The sequence below is a fragment of the Limosilactobacillus sp. genome (assembly GCF_022482365.1).
GTDB lineage: Bacteria > Bacillota > Bacilli > Lactobacillales > Lactobacillaceae > Limosilactobacillus.
This window is the reverse complement of record NZ_JAKVPE010000001.1, coordinates 827,936-848,845: the sequence shown is the minus strand read 5'-3', so window position 1 is coordinate 848,845 and position 20,910 is coordinate 827,936. Positions and strand designations below refer to the sequence as shown.

Genomic DNA, 20,910 nt, shown 5'->3' with positions numbered 1-20,910 from the left:
ACGTAGCCGATGATAGAATATTTCATTTGGAAAGATTAGAAGAAGCTTACGAGGATATGAAAAGCGGACATTTGTTCCCTGCATATGTTTCTACGTATAGCTTTTTGAGAATAGGACAGGCTATTAATAGCTTTTATCCTTCCTTTATTTTATGTTTATATGCCATTTTAAGGATAATAGTTAAATCACCTATCTTATCACTCTATCTTTTAATCTTTTTGGAACAATTCTTGGGATTAATAATAGCTTTTTATGCAGGAATGAAAATTTTTGATGGGATAGAACGTCGCGCTTTCGTTTTTGCAATTGTGTTTAGGCTTAGTTCATATGTCTGTTACAACGATTTCATGAGAATGGATATTGGGGAAAGCTGGGCATTAGTATTCCTTCCGTTAACTTTTTGCGGCTTATACCTTATTACCGTAAAGAATGAATATATTAACGGTATTTTAAATATGACAATTGGCTTAACATTACAGACTTACTGTCATATTCTGACTCCTGTCACAACGGTGGTTATGCTGTTTATCTTTTATCTGGTAAGTTTAAGTATTCAAAAAGAAAAAAGAAAGGTTATTCTTGCAGTACTGCTGGCTGCATTAATCTACTTTATAACTTGTCTAGCTATTTTTGTCCCAATACTACATATGTCAAAGGCTGGGATTGTAACTCCCTCGATTTCCCAGTTGTCTAACTATAGTCTGACTTTTTCCAAATTAATCAGTTACTCACTATCAAACTCAACACAATGGGGTGATCATAATATTGGGTTAGTATTAGTACTTACACTTCTTTTGGGAATAGTAAGCTACCGAGGACAGAAGTCCCTTACGAAAAGTTATTTTTTATTAGGATGGCTTTTTACGATTCTTTCTACGAATCTATTCCCTTGGAAATTATTGAGCGGTACTCCAGTTGATATGCTTCAGTTCCCGTGGCGCCTGCTAATCTTCGGTACGTTGTTTTTATCATTGTATCTAACTAGTGTATTTGAATGTAATTTTAATAGCCGGTACAGCTATCTGGTTGTTGCTTTGCTCTCATTAACCCTGGTATTGGGTGCACAATCGCAGTTAAAAATTACTGAAAATAGTCAGTACCATGTAGCATCTAGTATCAGTGATAAGGAAAATCCATGGGGAACATTTATTAACTCACAAAATTATACTAGTGTTCTGTCTAAAAACAGGAGCCAATCATATAGTGCTCGATTTGCTGATTATGTACCTCAAAAATCAAAGAAAGATTTGAACTCAATATATGAACACTACGTAGTGATTGGAGACAAAAAATTTAAACTAAATCGGAATAAAATAAAATCAGGTTATCAAAGTGCAACATTTACTTTGAACCAGGGACAAATAAAAAAGGGAATGCAGATTGAACTACCGTTCCTAATTTACAATGAGAACGATTATAAATTATATGTAAATGGCAAAAGGACAAAAATAAAGGTTAATCAGTCTTCGTGTGTTCAATTTAGAGCTATGCAAAATTCAAATGTTATAAAAGCTAAAATTGAATTTATCACGCCACATTTATTTATTGTTGCAAGAACTATATCATTAGTATCCCTTTTAACATTGTTTGCTTTCGGTGTGATTGCTAGATATAAGAAAGGTATTAAAGTAGATAATTTTTAAAGAGAAAGTTTAATGAAAAAATTGGTAGATATAGAAATTGAATATGGGAGAAACGAATGAAAAAAAGATTACATTGGTAGATTATAGAATGAAGTTAGCCACCCAGTTGGTGGTAAATAAAAAACGCCATTCGGCGTGACATCAGGTATCATATTAAGTGAACCAAACCTATATGAAAGGATGTCCGTCAAATGACGCACTTAAATGATACCATGTCTACTATTTTATTGACTACTCATAAAAAGAATGCTCATCTTACTAAAGAAGAACGTGTGATGATTGCGACTTTAAAGTCGCAAGGACTTTCCAATCGCGCAATTGGTCGCCAATTAGGAGTTAATCATCAAACAATTAATAACGAGCTCAACCGTGGTACGGTCCGCCAACTTCGTCGTCAAAAATCTAATGGTAAGATTTACGAATATTCTTACTACATCTATAGTTATGAAGCTGGTCAGGCCACATATCTTGAACATCACCGCCATTCTGGTCGTCGTCGCTTATATTATTCTTCAAAGCAATTTTTACGATTAGCTGATCAGCTAATGCTTGGTGAGTTTGACGACCACCATTACTCCCCACAAGCGGTTATTTATAAGGCTCGAGATTTAATGAATGATGGCACCCTGATCCCAAAGTCGGTTGTAACTTTATATCAATGGATTAATGAGGGTGTGCTTCGTACGTCCAATTTAGACCTCTTTGAAAAACCTAAACGTAAGCATCATCAAACTCATCCGCAAGCTAAAAGGTGCTTAGGGCCTAATATTGCTCAACGACCTCAAACTGCGGACCAACGGTCCGAAATTGGCCATTGGGAACTGGATACAGTTCAGGGACAGAAAAACGGTAATGACAGTGTTGTACTAGTAATGACTGATCGCCTTTCACGAGTTAATATCACGAGTAAAATTGCTGGTAAAACTGCGCATGCAGTAAATCAGTTCTTTATAAATTTGCGCCAGAAAATGGGCACAGATGCTTACTATCGCATTTTTAAGACAATAACCTCTGACAACGGTTCAGAATTTAGTGAGTTAACACAAGTTCACGATCATGTTTTCTATGCTGATCCGTATTCCCCTTGGGAACGTGGATCCAATGAGATCAATAACCGGTTTCTCCGCAAGGAGATTACCAAAGGTGAAGCTATAAATAACTATAGTAGTGCTCAGATCATAGCGACTAATGATTGGATGAATCACTATCCACGAGCTATGTTTAATGGACATTCGTCAATGGATATCTATCGTAAGGCCTTCTACCAAGAGATATCACAGCTCCATCAACCAATAATCAATTGGTCAGTATTATTTATTTGAGTCCAGTGGCTAACTTATTCTTGAAATTTAGGAAGATAAAAGATCCTAAAAATCGATTGAAATCTGATAAGAGAATATGGATGAAAAGGTTTAATAACATGGGCCCTCTAAAGTATCAATTGTTTTTAGTAAGGAAACAAGTTGCTAATACGGAAGATAGTAGTTTTAACTGGGGAAAAGAAGGAGAGTTTATACGAAGCAATAGTTTTAGTGGGAGCCAATACTTACTCACTAGAAAATTATTTTTAGACAATGATGGTGTTGCCAGAAAATATCAAGAACTTTTTGCAATAGTAATTCAAGCGTGCTGGATAATTGTATTAATCTGTCTTCTTTTTACTTTTGAGAATTCTGATTATGATTCACAATTCTTAAAATATGCGATTGTCGGCTTCTTTGCCTTCTTATTGATTTTTGAATCAGGTCGAAGTAGATATCTTATTCAATTCTTACCGTTGATGGTATTACTTAGTGGGATTGGTTATGGAAATATTAGACATAAGGCAATAAAGGATTAGTGCAATATTATGTGTGATGCCTTCATAGGATGTTTGTTAATTTATGATGGCACTGCACTTTAAAGTGTAAATCTGGGTCGAAATCTTTATCAAATCTTGTACGACATAATCTAACATGATGAGCTTGATTACGCCAACTTAACAATTCAATTACAAATAGCAGGATGACTTGAGGTCGGGCCTGCTATTTTTTATACTATTTAATGGATATTAAAGTTCTGTTATTAACTTTAATAGGGAGGAATTAACGATTTTGAGCAATCAGGGTAAAAATAAAAATATCCATTTTAAATTATTAACTCTTCTAGCATTAGCCGCCGGGGTTACCTTTGGTGGCAGTGTTGCGAATGCTGACGATGGCTTAACTAGCGGTGGTTCATCCGTTACAGTGGCTGATAATAATTCTACTAGTCAGACCCAGAATGGCTGGCAAAGCAACAACAATAATAAGTATTACTACAATAACGGCCAGAAAGAGACCGGTTTACAAAACATTGATGGTTCGACCTATTATCTGAGTCCCGATCAGGATGGCGCTGTCCAGACTGGTTGGCAAAACATCAACAATCAATGGTACCATTTCAATGATAACGGTGCTGCTGATACTGGTTGGTATCAGTCGCCAGCGCAAAATTGGTTCTATCTTAATGATGATGGTAGTGCCAAGACTGGCTGGTACCAGTCTAATGCTGGTAATTGGTTCCATTTTGATACAACTAATGCTTGGGCTAATAAAGGCTGGTACCAATCTAATGCTGGCAACTGGTATTACTTTGATAACAACAATGCCTGGGCCGATAAGGGCTGGTTCAAGTCCTCTGCTGGCAACTGGTACTACTTCGACAACCAGAATGCTTGGGCAGAAAAAGACTGGCAAAAGATCAACAACCGTTGGTACTACTTCGACCCAACTAACACTTGGGCAAACAAGGGCTGGTACCGGTCCGGTGCTGGTAACTGGTTCTACTTCGACAACAACAACGCCTGGGCCGATACCGGTTGGCAAAAGATCAACGGTGTTTGGTACTACTTTGACAACAATAATGCTTGGGCCGAGAAGGGCTGGCAGAAGATCAACGGTACCTGGTACTACTTCAAGAGTTCCTGTGCCATGGCCGCTAACGAGTCCTTCAGTGACGGTTACAACAGCTACTGGGCAGACGCCAGCGGTAAGACCAGTCAGCTGACTGGTCACTCGGCCTTCCTCGCCAGCATTAAGCAGGCGGCCCTAGACGGTTGGAAGCAGTACGGGGTTCTGCCATCGCTGACCGCCGCCCAAGCCATCTTGGAAAGTGCTTGGGGCCAATCCAAGCTGGCCACCGAAGGGCACAACCTCTTCGGGATCAAAGGTAGCTACAACGGTCAGTCAATCACAATGCGGACCGCTGAGTACGGTAATGGCGGCTACTATTACATCAACGCCGCCTTCCGTCGCTACCCATCCAACTACGAGAGCGTGGTTGACCACGGTCGCTTCCTGGCCCAGAATTCTCGTTACCACAACCTGCTGTGGGACCGGAATTACAAGGACGTTACCTACAAGATCCGGCTCGATGGTTATGCTACGGCCCCAACCTACACGACCAGCCTTAACAACGTCATTCAGACGTATGGCCTGGATTCCTGGGATCGTGAAATTTAATTAAAATGCAGTAAAAAAATCGCATTGGCTTCAGCCAGTGCGATTTTTTTACTGCATTTTACTAAAGCGCTTTCGAAAAAGATTGACAAAGTTATAAACTATGTAATACTGGAACTGTAATGTGAAAATTATTGGGAGGATTACTATGTCACTAAAAAAGCACTATAAGCTCTATAAAGCTGGTAAACAATGGTGCGTGGCGGCAATTGCCACCATCGCCATGACCGGCGGGATGCTCGCTCTTCAGGGAACGGTTTCTGCGGATGACACGACCAGCACGGGGGCCGCTAACTCGACTCTCGTCACCACCACTGATTCTCAGAGTCAGAGGACTACTGATGATGCCACTACGACTACCCAGGCTACGAAGGATGATGCTACCGCCACGGCCGACACGCAGTCCACGAACACGACTGGCAGCACTGCAGCTGCTCAACTGACTGACCAGGCAACGGTTCAATCGGCCACCGCAACCATGCGGGACGCCGCAAAGACTAGCCTGCCGACCGGTACCCCGGGTTGGGGCCAGCAGGCTGGCAGCTGGTACTATTTCAATAACCAGGGGAATGCCGTTACCGGCTGGAAGCAGCTTGGCCACTGGTACTACTTTGATCCAAGCAACGGCCAAATGCAGTCGGGACTGAAGTCGATCAACAGTCGCTACTACTATCTGAACCCGAACCACGACGGGACCTTTGGCGCCATGCTGACCGGCTGGCAACAGATTGACGGCCAGTGGTACGGCTTCGGCGGTGCCAACGACGGTGCGGCCCTGACCGGCTGGCACAAGATTAACGGTCGCTGGTACTACTTCCAACAGACCGGCCAGGCCGACACCGGCTGGCAGCAGGTTAACAACAACTGGTACTACTTCGACCCGACGAACGCCTGGGCCCAGACTGGTTGGCAACGGATCAACAATAACTGGTATTACTTTGATAGCCAGAATGCGTGGGCACTCAAGGGCTGGCAACGGATCAACAACAACTGGTACTACTTCGACCCGGTAAACGTCTGGGCACAGAAGGGGTGGCTGAATACCGCGGATGGTAATTGGTACTACTTCGATCCGGAGAATGCCTGGGCGCTGACCGGTTGGCAGCGCATCAACAATAACTGGTACTACTTCGACAACCAGAATGCGTGGGCACTCAAGGGTTGGCAACGGATCAATAACAACTGGTACTACTTCGACCCAGTGAACGTCTGGGCACAGAAGGGCTGGCTGCGGACCCAGTCCGGCAACTGGTACTACTTCGATCCGGAGAACGCCTGGGCCCAGACTGGTTGGCTGCAGCTCAACGGTCACTGGTACTACTTCGATCAGAACGGCAAGGCCCAGACCGGTTGGCAACAAATCAACAATCACTGGTACTACTTCGACGAAGAAAATGTCTGGGCACTGAGTGGTTTCCAGCGGATCAACAACCATACCTACTACTTCGACCCAACCAACGCTTGGGCGCTGACCGGCTGGCAGACCCTTGATGGTCACCAGTACTACTTCGACCCGACGAACGCCTGGGCCTTGACCGGTCACCAGCAGATCGACGGCAAGTCCTACTACTTCGATGACTATGGTCGGATGTCCGAGACCTACGCCAAGATCGAAAATGGCAAGTTTGTGATCTACAAGGCAGCTGATAATTCAGTCGTTAAGACGCTGGACTCCGGCACCTGGGAGAACGTCGCTTACAGCCTCGACACCAACTCCATCAACAATATCGACGGCTACCTCAGTTACACGGGTTGGTACCGTCCATACGGGACCAGCCAGGATGGCAAGACCTGGTACAAGACTGGCGCTGGTGACTGGCGGCCGATGCTGATGTACGTCTGGCCAAGCAAGGACGTTCAAGCCCAATTCATCAAGTACTTCGTCAACCACGGCTACGAGAGCGCCGACTACGGCCTGACCAAGGACAGCGTTGCCAAGCTGACCAAGGATACCGACACCAAGACGCTTAACGACGCTGCCCAGAACCTGCGCTACGTCATCGAGCAGCATATCGCTGCCAACAAGAGCACCGGCCAGCTGGCCAACGACGTCAACGGCTTCATGGCCACCGTGCCGGAACTGTCCGCTGCTTCTGAACTGTCCGTTGTTTACAGCAAGGGCTTCCAGCCGACCGTGGACGGGACGACTGATAACGACCAGCTGCTCTTCGTCAACAACAATTCCCGGAACCAGGCGGCTGGTGACACCAGCTATGCTGACAGCAACTACCGTCTGATCAACCGGACCATCAACAACCAGACCGGTTCGAGCACCAGCAACGAGAGTCCGGAGCTGTTAGTCGGTAACGACATCGACAACTCCAACCCGGTCGTCCAGGCTGAGAACCTGAACTGGGAGTACTTCCTGCTGAACTACGGGAACCTGATGGGTTACAATGCCGATGGCAACTTCGACGGCTTCCGGATCGACGCGGCCGACAACACCGATGCCGACGTGCTCGACCAGGTAGCTCAGCTGGTCAACGACCTCTACCACACCAAGGGCAACCCGCAGAACGCCAATGACCACCTGCTCTACAACGAAGGCTACCACGGCAGTGCCTCCACGATGCTCAACAAGAAGAATAACTCTGAGCTCTTCATGGATGCTACCTACTTCAACACCCTCCAGAACGTCCTCGGCAGACTCAATGGCCGGGACAGCGTGGCCAACCTGATCACCAACAGCGTGGTCAACCGGGCCAACGACACTACGGAGAACGAGGCAACGCCAAACTGGTCCTTCGTTACTAACCATGACCAGCGGAAGAACCTGATCAACTGGATCATCATGAACGATCATCCTGGTATTCCTGATATCATGGCTAACGGCTACAAGGCCGAGTACGCTGAGCAGGCTTGGAAAGAATTCTATGCCGACCAGGCTCGGACGAACAAGCTCTACGCTCAGTACAACGTGCCGGCTCAATACGCAGTGCTCCTGACCAACAAGGACACCGTCCCACAGGTTTACTACGGTGACCTTTACGATGAGACCGACCAGTACATGCAGACCAAGTCGATGTACTACGACGCCATCACGACTCTGATGAAGGCACGGAAGACCTACGTCAGCGGTGGTCAAACGATGACCAAGCTGAACGACGGCCTCCTGGCGAGCGTTCGTTACGGGAAGGGCGTCAAGGATGCCAACAGTCTGGGGAACGATCCGCTGAGTCGGACCACTGGCCTGGCCGTCCTCGTCGGTAACGACCCGTCGATGACCGAGCAGACGGTTGCCATCAACATGGGGAAGGCCCACGCCAACCAGCAGTATCAAAACATCATGGACACGTCCACGCAGGGCTTGACCTACGACGGCACCGGCTCATTGAACCCGGCCGTCCTGATGACTGACGCCGACGGGATCCTTCACGTCCGCGTCCAGGGCTTCAGCAACCCATACGTCAGTGGATACCTGAGTGTCTGGGCACCAGTCATTGACGGGACCCAGAGCGCCGCAACTGCTGCATCCACGACCGCGGCTAACAAGGACAAGTACTTCGAATCCAACGCGGCCCTTGATTCCCACATGATCTACGAGGACTTCAGCCTCTACCAGCCGGAACCAACCTCGCAGGTAAATCACGCCTACAACATCATCGCCCAGAATGCCAACCTCTTTAGTGACCTTGGCATCACCGACTTCTGGATGGCTCCTGCCTACACGCCGTTTGGCATGAGCCGTTACCACGAAGGCTACTCGATGACCGACCGCTACACCCTGGGGACGACCAGCAACCCAACCAAGTACGGTAGCGGCCAGGAGCTGAGCGATGCGATCGCCGCCCTCCACAAGGCCGGACTGAAGGTTCAGGAGGACCTGGTTATGAATCAGATGATCGGTTTCAGCAGTCAGGAAGCCGTCACGGTTACCCGGGTCAACTCGAGTGGTCACCAGATGAATGTCGATGGCCAGACCTTCGCTAACAAGATCTACTTCGCTTACACCCGTGGTGGTGGCGAAGGCCAGAAGGAATACGGTGGGAAGTACCTGGCCGAACTGAAGGCCAAGTACCCAGACCTCTTCACGACCAAGGCAGCCTCGACCGGGGTGGCACCGGATCCGAACACCCGGATCACGGAATGGTCAGCGAAGTACCAGAACGGGACCTCACTGCAGAACCTTGGGATCGGCTTAGCAGTCAAGCTGGCGAATGGCGACTACGCCTACCTGAATGGCAACGGCAACCAGGCATACACCACCTACCTGCCGGAAGCAATCTCCTCGCTCGACTACTACGCTAATCAATCACTGTAAACTTAAGAATTAAGGAAGCGACGCCAAGTTTTCAGCCTGGCGCCGCTTTTTCTGTAATCGTTTTACTTGCCCTTGACAGGTGTATAATGGGTATGTTATCAAGGATAGTGTTACGAATTATTTTGGAGGTTACTATGTCTGTTAAGAAACACTACAAGTTATATAAGGCTGGTAAACAATGGTGTGTGGCGGCAATCGCCACCGTTGCCGTTGTAGCCGGCCTTGCAGGCGTTGCATCCGCTGATGACGCAACGCCGGCGGTAACTCAGGAGAGCACTGTTGCTCAGACGGTGACGACTGATAAGGACGCCACCACGCAGGGGAATAGCCAAGCTGCTCAGGAGACCAGTTCAACCGAGCAGACGGCTGCTTCTACTAGCGACAGTAAGAGTGCGGACTCACAAACGACTTCAAATTCGACGAAGTCAACCGACGAGGCGACTGCCACCACAACCATGAAGCTGGCCGCCGACGTAAACCAGGTCAGCCTGCCGACGGGACGGCCAGGCTGGAGCCAGCAGAATGGCAACTGGTATTACTTCAACGCCCAGGGAACGGCCAGCACCGGTTGGCAGCAGCTGGGCAGTTGGTACTACTTCGACCCGACTAACGGCCAGATGCAGTCGGGACTGCAGCCCATCAATAACAAGTACTACTACTTGAACCCAAACCACAACGGTAGCTTCGGGGCCATGCTGACCGGCTGGCAGCAGATCAACGGCCAGTGGTACGGCTTTGGCGGTGCCAGTGATGGTGCGGCCTACACCGGCTGGCACTACATCAACAACCGCTGGTACTACTTTGAACAGAATGGCCACGCCGTAACCGACTGGCAGCACATCAACAACAATTGGTACTACTTCGACCCACAAAACGCCTGGGCACAGACCGGCTGGTATAAGTCCGGCGCCGGTCGTTGGTACTACTTTGACAACCAGAACGCCTGGGCCCTGAAGAACTGGCAAAAGATCAACAACAATTGGTACCACTTCGATCCCGAGAATACCTGGGCCGACACCGGTTGGCAGCACATCAATAACAACTGGTACTACTTCGACAACCAGAATGCCTGGGCCCTGACCGGTTGGCAGCACATCAATGACAACTGGTACTACTTTGATAACCAGAATGCCTGGGCCCTGAAGGATTGGCAGTACATCAACAATCACTGGTACTACTTCGATCCAACCAACGTCTGGGCACATAAGGGCTGGCTGCAGACCCATTCCGGCAAGTGGTACTACTTTGACCCAACCAACGCCTGGGCCCTGACCGGTGGTTGGCATAAGGTTAACAACGCCTGGTACTACTTCGATCAGAACGGTAAGGCCGCCGATCCGGGCTGGCAGAAGATCGATGGCAACTGGTACCACTTCAACGACTCGAACGCCTGGGTAGAGGCAACCGGCTGGCAGTGGATCAACGGCAACCTGGCCTACCTGGACAAGAATGGTCACCCGGCAACCGGCCAGGACGTTGACCTCAACGGCCTGACCCTCCACGCGGACGCCGATGGGCTGATTCCAAACGCCGAACGGACGATCCGGGAAGGGATTGCCCAGAAGATCGCCACCCTGGTCAACCAGCAGCGCAACAACACCATTCTCTACGACTGGACGAGTCAGGATCATGACTACCAGGAACTGGCACTGCATGACAACGCCCAGCTCCTGGCCCAGGGCGATATGGACAACGACAAGACGGTGATCGAATCGCTGCTGAAGCAAAACGATCTCCTGAACGGGGAAGTCGTGGCTTCGAGCGTGATCAACACCACCCTGGACAACCTGAACGTCAACAGCCTGACCCAGAATTTCGTCAACAGTCTGCCGTCCGGCGATCTGACCAACACCGTCCTGGGTGTCGGCTACGACACGACCAATAACCGCTTCGCCATGCTGCTCTTCCGGCCGGGTGCTTCGGCACTGCATGATGCCACCTCAACCATCAGCGGCGTCATCTCGGATGTTTACAAGAACAGCGGGGTTACCGCCGACGTTCAGAATGGCCTGGAGAAGGGGACCACGCTGAGCAGCGCGGACCTCGGCGAAGTCCTGAGCAAACTGAGTCCAGCCCTGCTGAAGGGTGAAGAGGGCACCGAGATCAGTCAGGACGTCTTGAAGACGATCTTTGCCGGCCTGCCGGGCAACACCGCGGCAATCGCAGGGACCAAGAACTACTACAACGGCAACGATGCCTACCACTACCAATTCTGGCTGGCCGGGCAGAATGCCGATGACAAGCTGAACAACTTCCTGACCCTGAACAAGGGCGCTAAGTACGGCGACCAGCTGAAGGTCAACTACACGGCCACCCTGGTTTACGGCGAGGAGCAGGGGACCGCGACCCCGGCCGTCAATGAGACCCCGGCAAGCCTTAAGTCCTCTACCGAGATCGAACTGGCCTACCAGAAGGGGACAGAATCCGGCTCCCGCTATGAGACCGTCAAGGTTGAGCCAATCGATGGAATGAAGCAGGACACCATCCGGGGTGTCGACCTGTCCAGCTACCTGGCACTGGTTCAAAACGGCGTGCAGTTCTACGACTTCAATGGTCAGCCGGCCGACCTGCTGAAGGTGCTCTCCGACGCGGGTGTCAACTACGTCCGGCTGCGGATGTGGGTGGACCCTTACAACGCCCAAGGCCTGACCTATGGTGGGGGTAACGATGACGAGGCCAACGTCTTAGAGATGGCCCGTCAAGCCAAGAAGTACAACATGAAGGTGCTGCTGGCCCTTCACTACTCCGACTTCTGGGCTGACCCGGGTGTTCAATTGCTGCCAAAGCAATGGAAGAACCTGAGCGATACCGACCTGAACGAGGAACTCTACCTCTACACCAAGAAGATCGCCAACGACTTCACCAAGGCCGGTGTCACCGTCGACATGGCTCAGATGGGGAACGAGATCACGGCCGGGATGCTCGGTATTCGCTACTGGGGCGTTTGGGACAACCCAACCGACTCCGCACGGCTGACCGGCTACCTGCGGTCAATCTCCCGGGGCTTCCGTGAAGCAAGTCCAAGCACTCAGCTGGCCATTCACATCGAAACGCCAGAATACAATAAATACGACTCCATCATGAACACTCTGAAGACGAACAACGTCGACTACGATATCCTGGCTTCGTCCTACTACCCATTCTGGGGGACCGGGACCAATAACCCGACGAACGTTGCCAAGATCGAAAAGATGGTCAAGGACAAGTACGGCAAGAAGTTTATGATTGCCGAAACCGGCTGGCCGTTCACGCTCCAGAACTCCGACGGAACGCCGAACAACATTAGTTCCGTGCCAAGCAACCTGTACGAAGTTAGCCCTCAGGGACAGGTCGATGAGCTCGCCGACGCCTACAAGGCCGTGCTGAGCAACGATAACGGTCTCGGGGTCTTCTACTGGGAGCCAAGCTGGATTCCTGCCAAGGCCGGTTGGGACAACTGGGAATACAACCGCCTGATGGGTGACGTTGAGGGGACCGGTTGGGCCTCCATCAACTCCCGTGGCTACTACCCAGACAGCAAGATCATGTGGGAAGGCAAGCCGGCATCCGGTGGTTCCTCATGGGACAACAACGCCTTCTTCGATGACCAGGGACACCCGCTGCAGTCACTGAAGATGTACAACGGCTTCCTGAACGGCTACGAGTCACCGGCTAATACCACCTCCGAATTCCGTGCCGTGGTAACGTCGATCGACAATAATGGTGTCCAGGTTCTTAATCCAGTGAAGATTGGTGACGACGTCGACTTCTTCAGCGTCCTGAGCAAGAGCGGTCGGGAATACCTGAACGGGATCGCCGGGACGACCATCAGTCAGTCCTCACTGACGGCGCTCTTCCACGAGCTGCAGGATGGCCTGAAGAGCGCGACCTACACCGATGCTCAGGTCAACCAGTACCACTACGAATACTGGCTGGACGGCGACAGCGCAAGCGACAAGCTGGCCAACTTCCTGGCCCTCAACCAGGGCGCAACCTACGGCACCTCTCTGCGGGCCCACTACCGGGCAGTACTGGTTGCCAACCCGTCCGAAGACCAGCTGGCCACGTCAACGTCAAGTTAAGTGAGACCTGGGGACTCGATGGGGTTACCATCGATGATCCGCTCAAGGCCAATGACGACATGCCTGCTGATGAGCTGGCCACGGTTCAGAAAGCCGTCAAGGACATTCTGACCGGTGAGAAGGGCACGGCCATCAGTGCCCAGGCCTTCCAGAATCTGACCAATGCCCTGCCGGGGGTTACTGGTCCGCTGGTTGGCTCTAAGGTCTACACCATGGCAGATGGCAACCAGTACCACTACGAGTACTGGCTGACCACTAAGGACGTCCAGGCGGCTAACCAGGGCGCCAAGTATGGTGATCCAATCAACCTGACCTACTCAGCTTCCCTGAAGTGGATCGATCCAAATAAATAATAAGGCTTAAAGCAAAGAGCCGGAGAACGATGAATATTGGTTCATCGTTCTCCGGCTCTTTTTTGGTATTCGGAAATAAAAAATCATCCCCAAGCGGAGATGATTTAGTCTTATCAGTATTTAGTACATCGAGTAGGCACCGGTGCTGCCGTAGCCATAGCCGTACGATGACGAGACACCACCGTAGCTGCTGGACGACCGCCGTGAGCTTCTCGTGGATGAGGACTTCGATGAGGAAGTCCGACCACCGGTTACATAGTCGCTGCCGTTACCGCTGCCCGGGTCGTTGTAAGAAGCGCCACCCGGCAGGATGAAGTCGGTGTTATTGTAGCCATCGTAGTTTGGCTGTGACTTGTACATCTTGGTTTCGTGGTTGACGATCTTCTTCGGCTTCAGACCGAGTTGCTTGCGGATCAGCTTGGAAACCCGGTTGATTTCCTTTGGACTGGCGATCTGGAAGGAAACGCCGTCGATCGTAGCGTCCTGACCCTGGAAGTGGTAGGTCTTGATGTTTTCCATTGCCCCGTGGTAGTTACCGTAGAGGGTGGCGATGTCGTCAATCGGGATGTTGGTCTTGACCCCGTCACCGACGGCATCAAGGATCTTGTTGGCGGCGGCGATGGAACCGGAGCTCTTGAACTTCTCAATGACGCTCGTCAGGATCTGTTGCTGCCGCTTTTGCCGACCGTAGTCGTTGTTCGGGTCTTCATACCGCATCCGCGAGTACTTCAGGGCGTTGGCGCCGTTCAGGTGCTGCTTACCCTTCTTGAAGTGGTGCCCTTCGTAGGTGAAGGCGAACGGGTTGTCAACAGTGACCCCGCCGACGGAATTAACGACCTTCTCGAGGACACCCATGTTGATGACCGCGTAGTAGTCAATCGGGACGCCCAGCAACTCCTTGACCTGCTTGACCGACTGTTTTGGACCGCCGATCGAGTAAGCGGCGTTCAGCTTGACGTAGTCCGGACCCTCCTTGGTGTTGACCCGGACCAGGATGTCCCGTGGGATACTGGTCATCGTGATCGTCTTCTTCTTCGGGTTGATGGTGAAGAGCTCCATCGAGTCGGTGTTTCCACCCTTGTTCCCCCGGTTCAGAGCGCCGACGTCGGTCCCCATCGCCAGGACGGAGACAGGCTCACCCTTTTGCAGCTTCTTGCTGATCTGCCCGTTTCCGTTGGCAAACATCTTGTTCGTGGCGGAGTGGATCTTGTGATACTCATAGAAGCCCCCCAGAGCCACGATGATAATCAAGAACCAGATCAGTGCCTTCATCCATTTCGGCATCTGGTAGTGATGCTTGACTGGACGATCGTAATCATTGTTCGGCTGACGGCGGCCATTGCGGCGTGGTCTAAAATGGCGCGGCTGTGGCTGCTCCTCGGCCTCTTCTTGCTGGCGGTTTTCGTTAACCTGTTTACGAATCCGCTCCTCCATCCGTTTCCGGTATTCTTCGCGTGATTCGCGATGATTGTTGTTATCCATAAAGATTAATACCTCGACCAAAAAATTCTAACACTCTACTAATATAGCAAAAATTGCTAGTACAATTCAACGTAACATCATATAGTTTAACCTTTCCGTAAGAATTTGGAAAGTTAGACTTTGGCGGAAAATTATATTAATATAGTAAGGATATTGCGCGAAATAATATGAAAGGATTTTATCGATGAAATCAACTAAAGAATTAGCTGAAGCAGTTAATAAGCGGCGGACCTTCGCCATCATTTCCCACCCTGACGCCGGGAAGACCACGATCACCGAACAGCTCCTCCTCTTCGGGGGCGTCGTCCGGGAAGCCGGAACCGTCAAGGCACGGAAGACCGGGAACTTCGCCAAGTCCGACTGGATGGAAATCGAAAAGAAGCGGGGAATCTCCGTTACTTCTTCCGTCATGCAGTTCGACTTCCAGGGCAAGCGGATCAACATCCTGGACACCCCGGGGCACGAGGATTTCTCCGAAGACACCTACCGGACCCTGATGGCCGTCGACTCCGCGGTGATGGTGATCGACTCCGCCAAGGGGATCGAGCCTCAGACCAAGAAGCTCTTCCAGATCTGTAAGATGCGGGGCATTCCGATCTTCACCTTCATGAACAAGTTCGACCGGGACGCCCGCGAACCCCTGGATCTCCTGAACGAGGTCGAGGACGTGCTGGGCATCGAGACCTACCCGATGAACTGGCCGATCGGTTCCGGCCACCAGTTCAAGGGGATCTACGACCGCTTTAACCACCGGGTTGCCCTGACCCACCCGGCTGATCCGGATAATCCCTACCTGCCGCTGAATGACGACGGGGACGTCGAGGGGGAGAACCCATTGGCCGGTGATGGCGAGTGGCAGGATGCCCTGGACGGGATGGAACTGGTCGAAGTGGCCGGCAACCAGCTGGATCGGGACAAGATCGCCAGTGGTGACCAGACGCCGGTCTTCTTCGGCTCGGCCCTGACGAACTTCGGGGTCCGGACCTTCCTGGAGAACTATCTCCAGTTCGCACCGGCACCGGGCGACCACAAGACCGAGGACGGTCAGACCGTTAAGCCGCTGGATCCAGAATTCTCCGGCTTCGTCTTCAAAATTCAGGCCAACATGAACCCGCGGCACCGGGACCGAATCGCCTTCGTGCGGATTTGTTCCGGCGAGTTTGACCGGGGGATGGACGTCACCCTGGCGCGGACGCAGAAGCCGCTGCGCCTGTCGAACGTGACGGAATTCATGGCCGATACTCGTGAGAATGTCGAGACAGCCGTGGCCGGGGACATCATCGGACTCTACGACACCGGGAACTTCCAGATTGGCGACTCGATTTACACCGGCAAGCAAGCCGTGCAGTTCGAGAAGCTGCCGCAATTCACGCCGGAGCTCTTCGTCCGCGTTTCCGCCAAGAACGTCATGAAGCAGAAGTCCTTCCACAAGGGGATTAACCAGCTGGTTCAAGAGGGGGCTGTGCAGCTCTACCGGTCCTACACGACGAACGACTACATCCTCGGGGCGGTCGGTCAGTTGCAGTTTGAAGTCTTCAAGTTCCGGATGAAGAACGAGTACAACTCGGACGTCATCATGGAGCCGATGGGCCACAAGACGGCACGGTGGATCGATCCCGAACAGCTGGATGAGAAGATGTCCTCATCCCGTAACATCCTGGTAAAGGACATTCACGACCAGCCACTCTTCCTGTTTGAAAACCAGTTTGCTGAGAACTGGTTCAAGCAGAAGTACCCGGATGTAAAGTTGACGGCGAAATTGTAAACCATTTAAAACAACAAAGAAGCAGGATTTCAATTGCGAAATCCTGCTTCTTTTGTTTAGAAAATTATGGTTAGATCATCCGACCGTTACCGTCGAATTGGTACCATTTACCGTTGATCTTGTGCCAGCCGGTTACGGCCCAGGCGTTCGTCGGGTCGAAGTAGTACCAACCACCGTTGGAGGTGTATTGCCAGCCGGTGATTGCCCAGGCGTTGTTCAGGTCGAAGTAGTACCAGTGGCCATTGACCTGCAGCCAACCGGTATCGGCCCAAGCGTTTTGTGGGTCGAAGTAGTACCAGCGACCGTTGAACATGTGCCAACCGGTGTCGGCCCAGGCATTTGCTGGGTCAAAGTGGTACCAGTGGTGGTTAATGTATTGCCAGCCGGTGATTGCCCAGCAATTGTTCCAGTCAAAGTAGTACCAGCGACCGTTGATCTGCTGCCAGCCCTTGAGTGCCCAGGCGTTATCTGGGTCAAAGTAGTACCAGTTGCCGGCGGCCGTCTTGAACCAGCCCTTGAGTGCCCAAGCATTAGTTGGGTCGAAGTAGTACCAGTTGTTGTTGATATGTTGCCAACCGGTCAGTGCCCAGGCATTGGTGGTGTCGAAATAGTACCAGTTGCCTGCCTGTGACTTGAACCAGCCGGTTTGCGCTTTGCCATCCTTCTGGAAGTAGTACCAACGACCATTGATGAAGTGCCAGTCGGTATACGCGGCACCGTCTCCACCGAAGCCGTACCAATTACCGTCGATCTTTTGCCAACCAGTCTTCATGGCACCGAATGAACCATCGTGGTTCGGGTTCAGATAGTATGTCTTGTTATCGATGGTTTGGAAGCCGGACTCCATAGCACCAGTGTATGAAGCAAAGTAGAACCATTGGTTGCCAATTTTGTTCCAGCCGGTTACGGCAACGCCATTATCACCGAAGTAGTACCAGTTGTCGCCATCCTGCTTCCAGGTGTTCTTGGTGCCAGTTGGCAGGTCAGGGTGAACGCCGAGTTCCTTGATCCGGTCGTCCCGCTGCTGGTTGATGGCTTCCGTCATCGTCTTGATGGCGTTGGTCTGTTCAGTCTGCAGGTCAGATACCTTCTTATTGTCGTCGGCAACCAGCTTGTTGTAGGCTTCTTGCTGTTCCTTCTGCAGTTCGGTGAGGTAAGCACCTGGATTGGTACCGATGAGGTCGATATCGTACTGGTTGCGAGCCTCTTGCTCCTTATCGTTATAGGCCTTTTCGTTATCAGCCAGGGCCTTGTCAAGCTTTTTCTTGGCGGCCTGCTGGTCCTTGACCGCCTGATCGTTGGCCGCCTGGGCCTTCTTGGTAGCCTCCTGCGCCTTCTCTAAGGCATCTTGGGACTTCTGTGCTTGTTTGTTGGCTGGAGCGACAGCGTCTTGTGCCTTTTTATTGTCAGCGGTAGCGTTCTTAAGATCTTTTTGTGCCTTTTGAAATGCGGCTTCCGCGTTATCTGAGTTGGTTTGTGCTTCTGTAAGCGCCGCTTCGGTTTGGTCAACTGCAGATTTAGCTGAGGAAGCATTTGCCTTAGCCGTAGACAGCTTTTTTGCAGTCTCGGTTACAGCATTAGAAGCAGAAGCTTGAGCCTCAGGAGTTGCGTCGCTGGCCAAATTCTTAGCGGCAGCACTGGCTGCATCGTATGCCGCCTGTGCTTCAGTAACTGCGGTTGAAGCGCTGGCATAACCCTCTTTAGCGTCACTAGCAGCCGTGTTGGCAGTGGCCAAGGCAGTGCTGTTTGTCACAACGGCAGCGGAAGCAGTGCTGGCTGCTTCACTGGCCTTCTTCAGGTCATCTGCCGCCTTGGCAGCGGCAGACTTTGCGCTGCTAGCAGCAGTACTGTCCGCAGCAGCCGTGCTTTGGGCGCTCTTTTCGTTTGCTTGAGCACTCTTCAGATCATCTGCTGCCTTGTTTGCGGCACTGGCAACCGTATTGTAGCTGCTGTTCGCCTCTGAGTCGGCCTTGGTCTTTGCCTCGCTGGCCGCCTTGATTGCGTCGTCACGCTTGGTAGCGGCGCTGGATACGGCAGAGGAGATCGTCGGTAGGGAGCTGTAATCGTGATTGGCGATTGCCGTTGAAGCCGAGTTGTAAGCCGCGGAGTTATCTGAAGCAAGCTTCTTTTCGGCAGCGGCGTTGGCAGACTTCTGGTCACTGATCTTCTTCTGGTATTCGGAATTGATTGCGGCCGTCTGGCTGTTAATTGCCTCGCTGGCCGCGGCGGAGGCGGCAGTCGGTGTCTGGGCGCTCTTGATTGCCTCGACCGGGGCGATGCTGGTAGCGGCCTTTACTTCAACCGTGCTGGCTGCGGCCGAATTGAGGCTGCCGGCCAGGGCGCTGCTTTGGGCACTCGTCTGGTTGACGGTCGTTGCCTGGACAGTCGTGTCGGCGTGGACCTGATTATTCGTGTTAGCGAAGACGCCAAAGGCGAGGGCGGCGCCGGCTAAGAGGACACAATTTTTAATTTTGTGCGAATAGATATGTTTATTAGTCATTAAAAATAGGTAGATTATAGAATGAAGTTAGCCACCCAGTTGGTGGTAAATAAAAAACGCCATTCGGCGTGACATCAGGTATCATATTAAGTGAACCAAACCTATATGAAAGGATGTCCGTCAAATGACGCACTTAAATGATACCATGTCTACTATTTTATTGACTACTCATAAAAAGAATGCTCATCTTACTAAAGAAGAACGTGTGATGATTGCGACTTTAAAGTCGCAAGGACTTTCCAATCGCGCAATTGGTCGCCAATTAGGAGTTAATCATCAAACAATTAATAACGAGCTCAACCGTGGTACGGTCCGCCAACTTCGTCGTCAAAAATCTAATGGTAAGATTTACGAATATTCTTACTACATCTATAGTTATGAAGCTGGTCAGGCCACATATCTTGAACATCACCGCCATTCTGGTCGTCGTCGCTTATATTATTCTTCAAAGCAATTTTTACGATTAGCTGATCAGCTAATGCTTGGTGAGTTTGACGACCACCATTACTCCCCACAAGCGGTTATTTATAAGGCTCGAGATTTAATGAATGATGGCACCCTGATCCCAAAGTCGGTTGTAACTTTATATCAATGGATTAATGAGGGTGTGCTTCGTACGTCCAATTTAGACCTCTTTGAAAAACCTAAACGTAAGCATCATCAAACTCATCCGCAAGCTAAAAGGTGCTTAGGGCCTAATATTGCTCAACGACCTCAAACTGCGGACCAACGGTCCGAAATTGGCCATTGGGAACTGGATACAGTTCAGGGACAGAAAAACGGTAATGACAGTGTTGTACTAGTAATGACTGATCGCCTTTCACGAGTTAATATCACGAGTAAAATTGCTGGTAAAACTGCGCATGCAGTAAATCAGTTCTTTATAAATTTGCGCCAGAAAATGGGCACAGATGCTTACTATCGCATTTTTAAGACAATAACCTCTGACAACGGTTCAGAATTTAGTGAGTTAACACAAGTTCACGATCATGTTTTCTATGCTGATCCGTATTCCCCTTGGGAACGTGGATCCAATGAGATCAATAACCGGTTTCTCCGCAAGGAGATTACCAAAGGTGAAGCTATAAATAACTATAGTAGTGCTCAGATCATAGCGACTAATGATTGGATGAATCACTATCCACGAGCTATGTTTAATGGACATTCGTCAATGGATATCTATCGTAAGGCCTTCTACCAAGAGATATCACAGCTCCATCAACCAATAATCAATTGGTCAGTATTATTTATTTGAGTCCAGTGGCTAACTTATTCTTGAAATTTAGGGTCATTAAAAATAATCTCCTTATTGGTTACTAGTCAAAAATTAGATTATACCCTTAATTCTAACCCATTCCGCCAATAA

Annotated in this window: 11 protein-coding genes; 9 read left to right on the top strand and 2 right to left on the bottom strand. The window is 50.4% G+C overall.

From position 1 onward, the window contains the following. Positions 1 to 26 precede the first annotated feature (26 nt). The 7 genes from LKE23_RS04080 (at position 27) to LKE23_RS04050 (ending at position 13,797) form a co-directional block, all read left to right on the top strand. On the top strand, positions 27 to 1,643 hold the full coding sequence (locus LKE23_RS04080) for a hypothetical protein (RefSeq protein WP_291978191.1): 1,617 nt from the start codon (positions 27 to 29) through the stop codon (positions 1,641 to 1,643). Positions 1,644 to 1,834: 191 nt separating this feature from the next. Continuing rightward, positions 1,835 to 2,965 carry an IS30 family transposase gene (locus LKE23_RS04075; RefSeq protein WP_291976173.1) on the top strand — a complete coding sequence of 377 codons (1,131 nt, stop codon included), beginning with the start codon at positions 1,835 to 1,837 and terminating at the stop codon, positions 2,963 to 2,965. A gap of 80 nt (positions 2,966 to 3,045) precedes the next feature. After that, positions 3,046 to 3,483, top strand: coding sequence for a hypothetical protein (locus LKE23_RS04070; RefSeq protein WP_291978190.1), 438 nt, complete (start codon positions 3,046 to 3,048; stop codon positions 3,481 to 3,483). A gap of 388 nt (positions 3,484 to 3,871) precedes the next feature. After that, positions 3,872 to 5,125, top strand: a complete 1,254-nt coding sequence (locus tag LKE23_RS04065) for a glucosaminidase domain-containing protein (RefSeq protein WP_291978189.1) — start codon at positions 3,872 to 3,874, stop codon at positions 5,123 to 5,125. A gap of 145 nt (positions 5,126 to 5,270) precedes the next feature. Beyond that, positions 5,271 to 9,383 (top strand): glycoside hydrolase family 70 protein, encoded by a 4,113-nt coding sequence (locus tag LKE23_RS04060; RefSeq protein ID WP_291978188.1) that lies wholly within the window; start codon positions 5,271 to 5,273, stop codon positions 9,381 to 9,383. Between the two features lie 134 nt (positions 9,384 to 9,517). Further along, positions 9,518 to 13,444 carry a glycosyl hydrolase 53 family protein gene (locus LKE23_RS04055; RefSeq protein WP_291978187.1) on the top strand — a complete coding sequence of 1,309 codons (3,927 nt, stop codon included), beginning with the start codon at positions 9,518 to 9,520 and terminating at the stop codon, positions 13,442 to 13,444. Between the two features lie 59 nt (positions 13,445 to 13,503). Next, positions 13,504 to 13,797 (top strand): hypothetical protein, encoded by a 294-nt coding sequence (locus LKE23_RS04050; protein WP_291978186.1) that lies wholly within the window; start codon positions 13,504 to 13,506, stop codon positions 13,795 to 13,797. A gap of 120 nt (positions 13,798 to 13,917) precedes the next feature. On the opposite strand, the gene LKE23_RS04045 is transcribed toward LKE23_RS04050, so the two are convergent. Next, entirely contained in the window at positions 13,918 to 15,279 is a 1,362-nt protein-coding gene (locus LKE23_RS04045; RefSeq protein ID WP_291978185.1) for an LCP family protein, read from the bottom strand. A gap of 184 nt (positions 15,280 to 15,463) precedes the next feature. Here LKE23_RS04045 and LKE23_RS04040 point away from each other — a divergent pair, with 184 nt between their 5' ends. Further along, positions 15,464 to 17,044 (top strand): peptide chain release factor 3, encoded by a 1,581-nt coding sequence (locus tag LKE23_RS04040; RefSeq protein WP_291978184.1) that lies wholly within the window; start codon positions 15,464 to 15,466, stop codon positions 17,042 to 17,044. A 70-nt stretch (positions 17,045 to 17,114) separates the two neighbouring features. On the opposite strand, the gene LKE23_RS04035 is transcribed toward LKE23_RS04040, so the two are convergent. Continuing rightward, entirely contained in the window at positions 17,115 to 19,544 is a 2,430-nt protein-coding gene (locus tag LKE23_RS04035) for a hypothetical protein (RefSeq protein WP_291978183.1), read from the bottom strand. 124 nt (positions 19,545 to 19,668) lie between these two features. Between LKE23_RS04035 and LKE23_RS04030 the strand changes: the two genes are divergently transcribed. After that, a complete protein-coding gene (locus tag LKE23_RS04030; RefSeq protein WP_291976173.1) occupies positions 19,669 to 20,799 on the top strand; it encodes an IS30 family transposase in 1,131 nt (376 codons plus the stop codon). Positions 20,800 to 20,910: the final 111 nt, after the last annotated feature.

What these genes read in the sequence shown, in the direction of transcription:
- LKE23_RS04075 (WP_291976173.1), top strand. Translation starts at nt 1,835, where the DNA reads ATGACGCACTTAAATGATACCATGTCTACTATTTTATTGACTACTCAT.
- LKE23_RS04070 (WP_291978190.1), top strand. Translation starts at nt 3,046, where the DNA reads ATGAAAAGGTTTAATAACATGGGCCCTCTAAAGTATCAATTGTTTTTA.
- LKE23_RS04060 (WP_291978188.1), top strand. Translation starts at nt 5,271, where the DNA reads ATGTCACTAAAAAAGCACTATAAGCTCTATAAAGCTGGTAAACAATGG.
- LKE23_RS04055 (WP_291978187.1), top strand. Translation starts at nt 9,518, where the DNA reads ATGTCTGTTAAGAAACACTACAAGTTATATAAGGCTGGTAAACAATGG.
- LKE23_RS04050 (WP_291978186.1), top strand. Translation starts at nt 13,504, where the DNA reads ATGCCTGCTGATGAGCTGGCCACGGTTCAGAAAGCCGTCAAGGACATT.
- LKE23_RS04045 (WP_291978185.1), bottom strand. Translation starts at nt 15,279, where the DNA reads ATGGATAACAACAATCATCGCGAATCACGCGAAGAATACCGGAAACGG.
- LKE23_RS04040 (WP_291978184.1), top strand. Translation starts at nt 15,464, where the DNA reads ATGAAATCAACTAAAGAATTAGCTGAAGCAGTTAATAAGCGGCGGACC.
- LKE23_RS04035 (WP_291978183.1), bottom strand. Translation starts at nt 19,544, where the DNA reads ATGACTAATAAACATATCTATTCGCACAAAATTAAAAATTGTGTCCTC.
- LKE23_RS04030 (WP_291976173.1), top strand. Translation starts at nt 19,669, where the DNA reads ATGACGCACTTAAATGATACCATGTCTACTATTTTATTGACTACTCAT.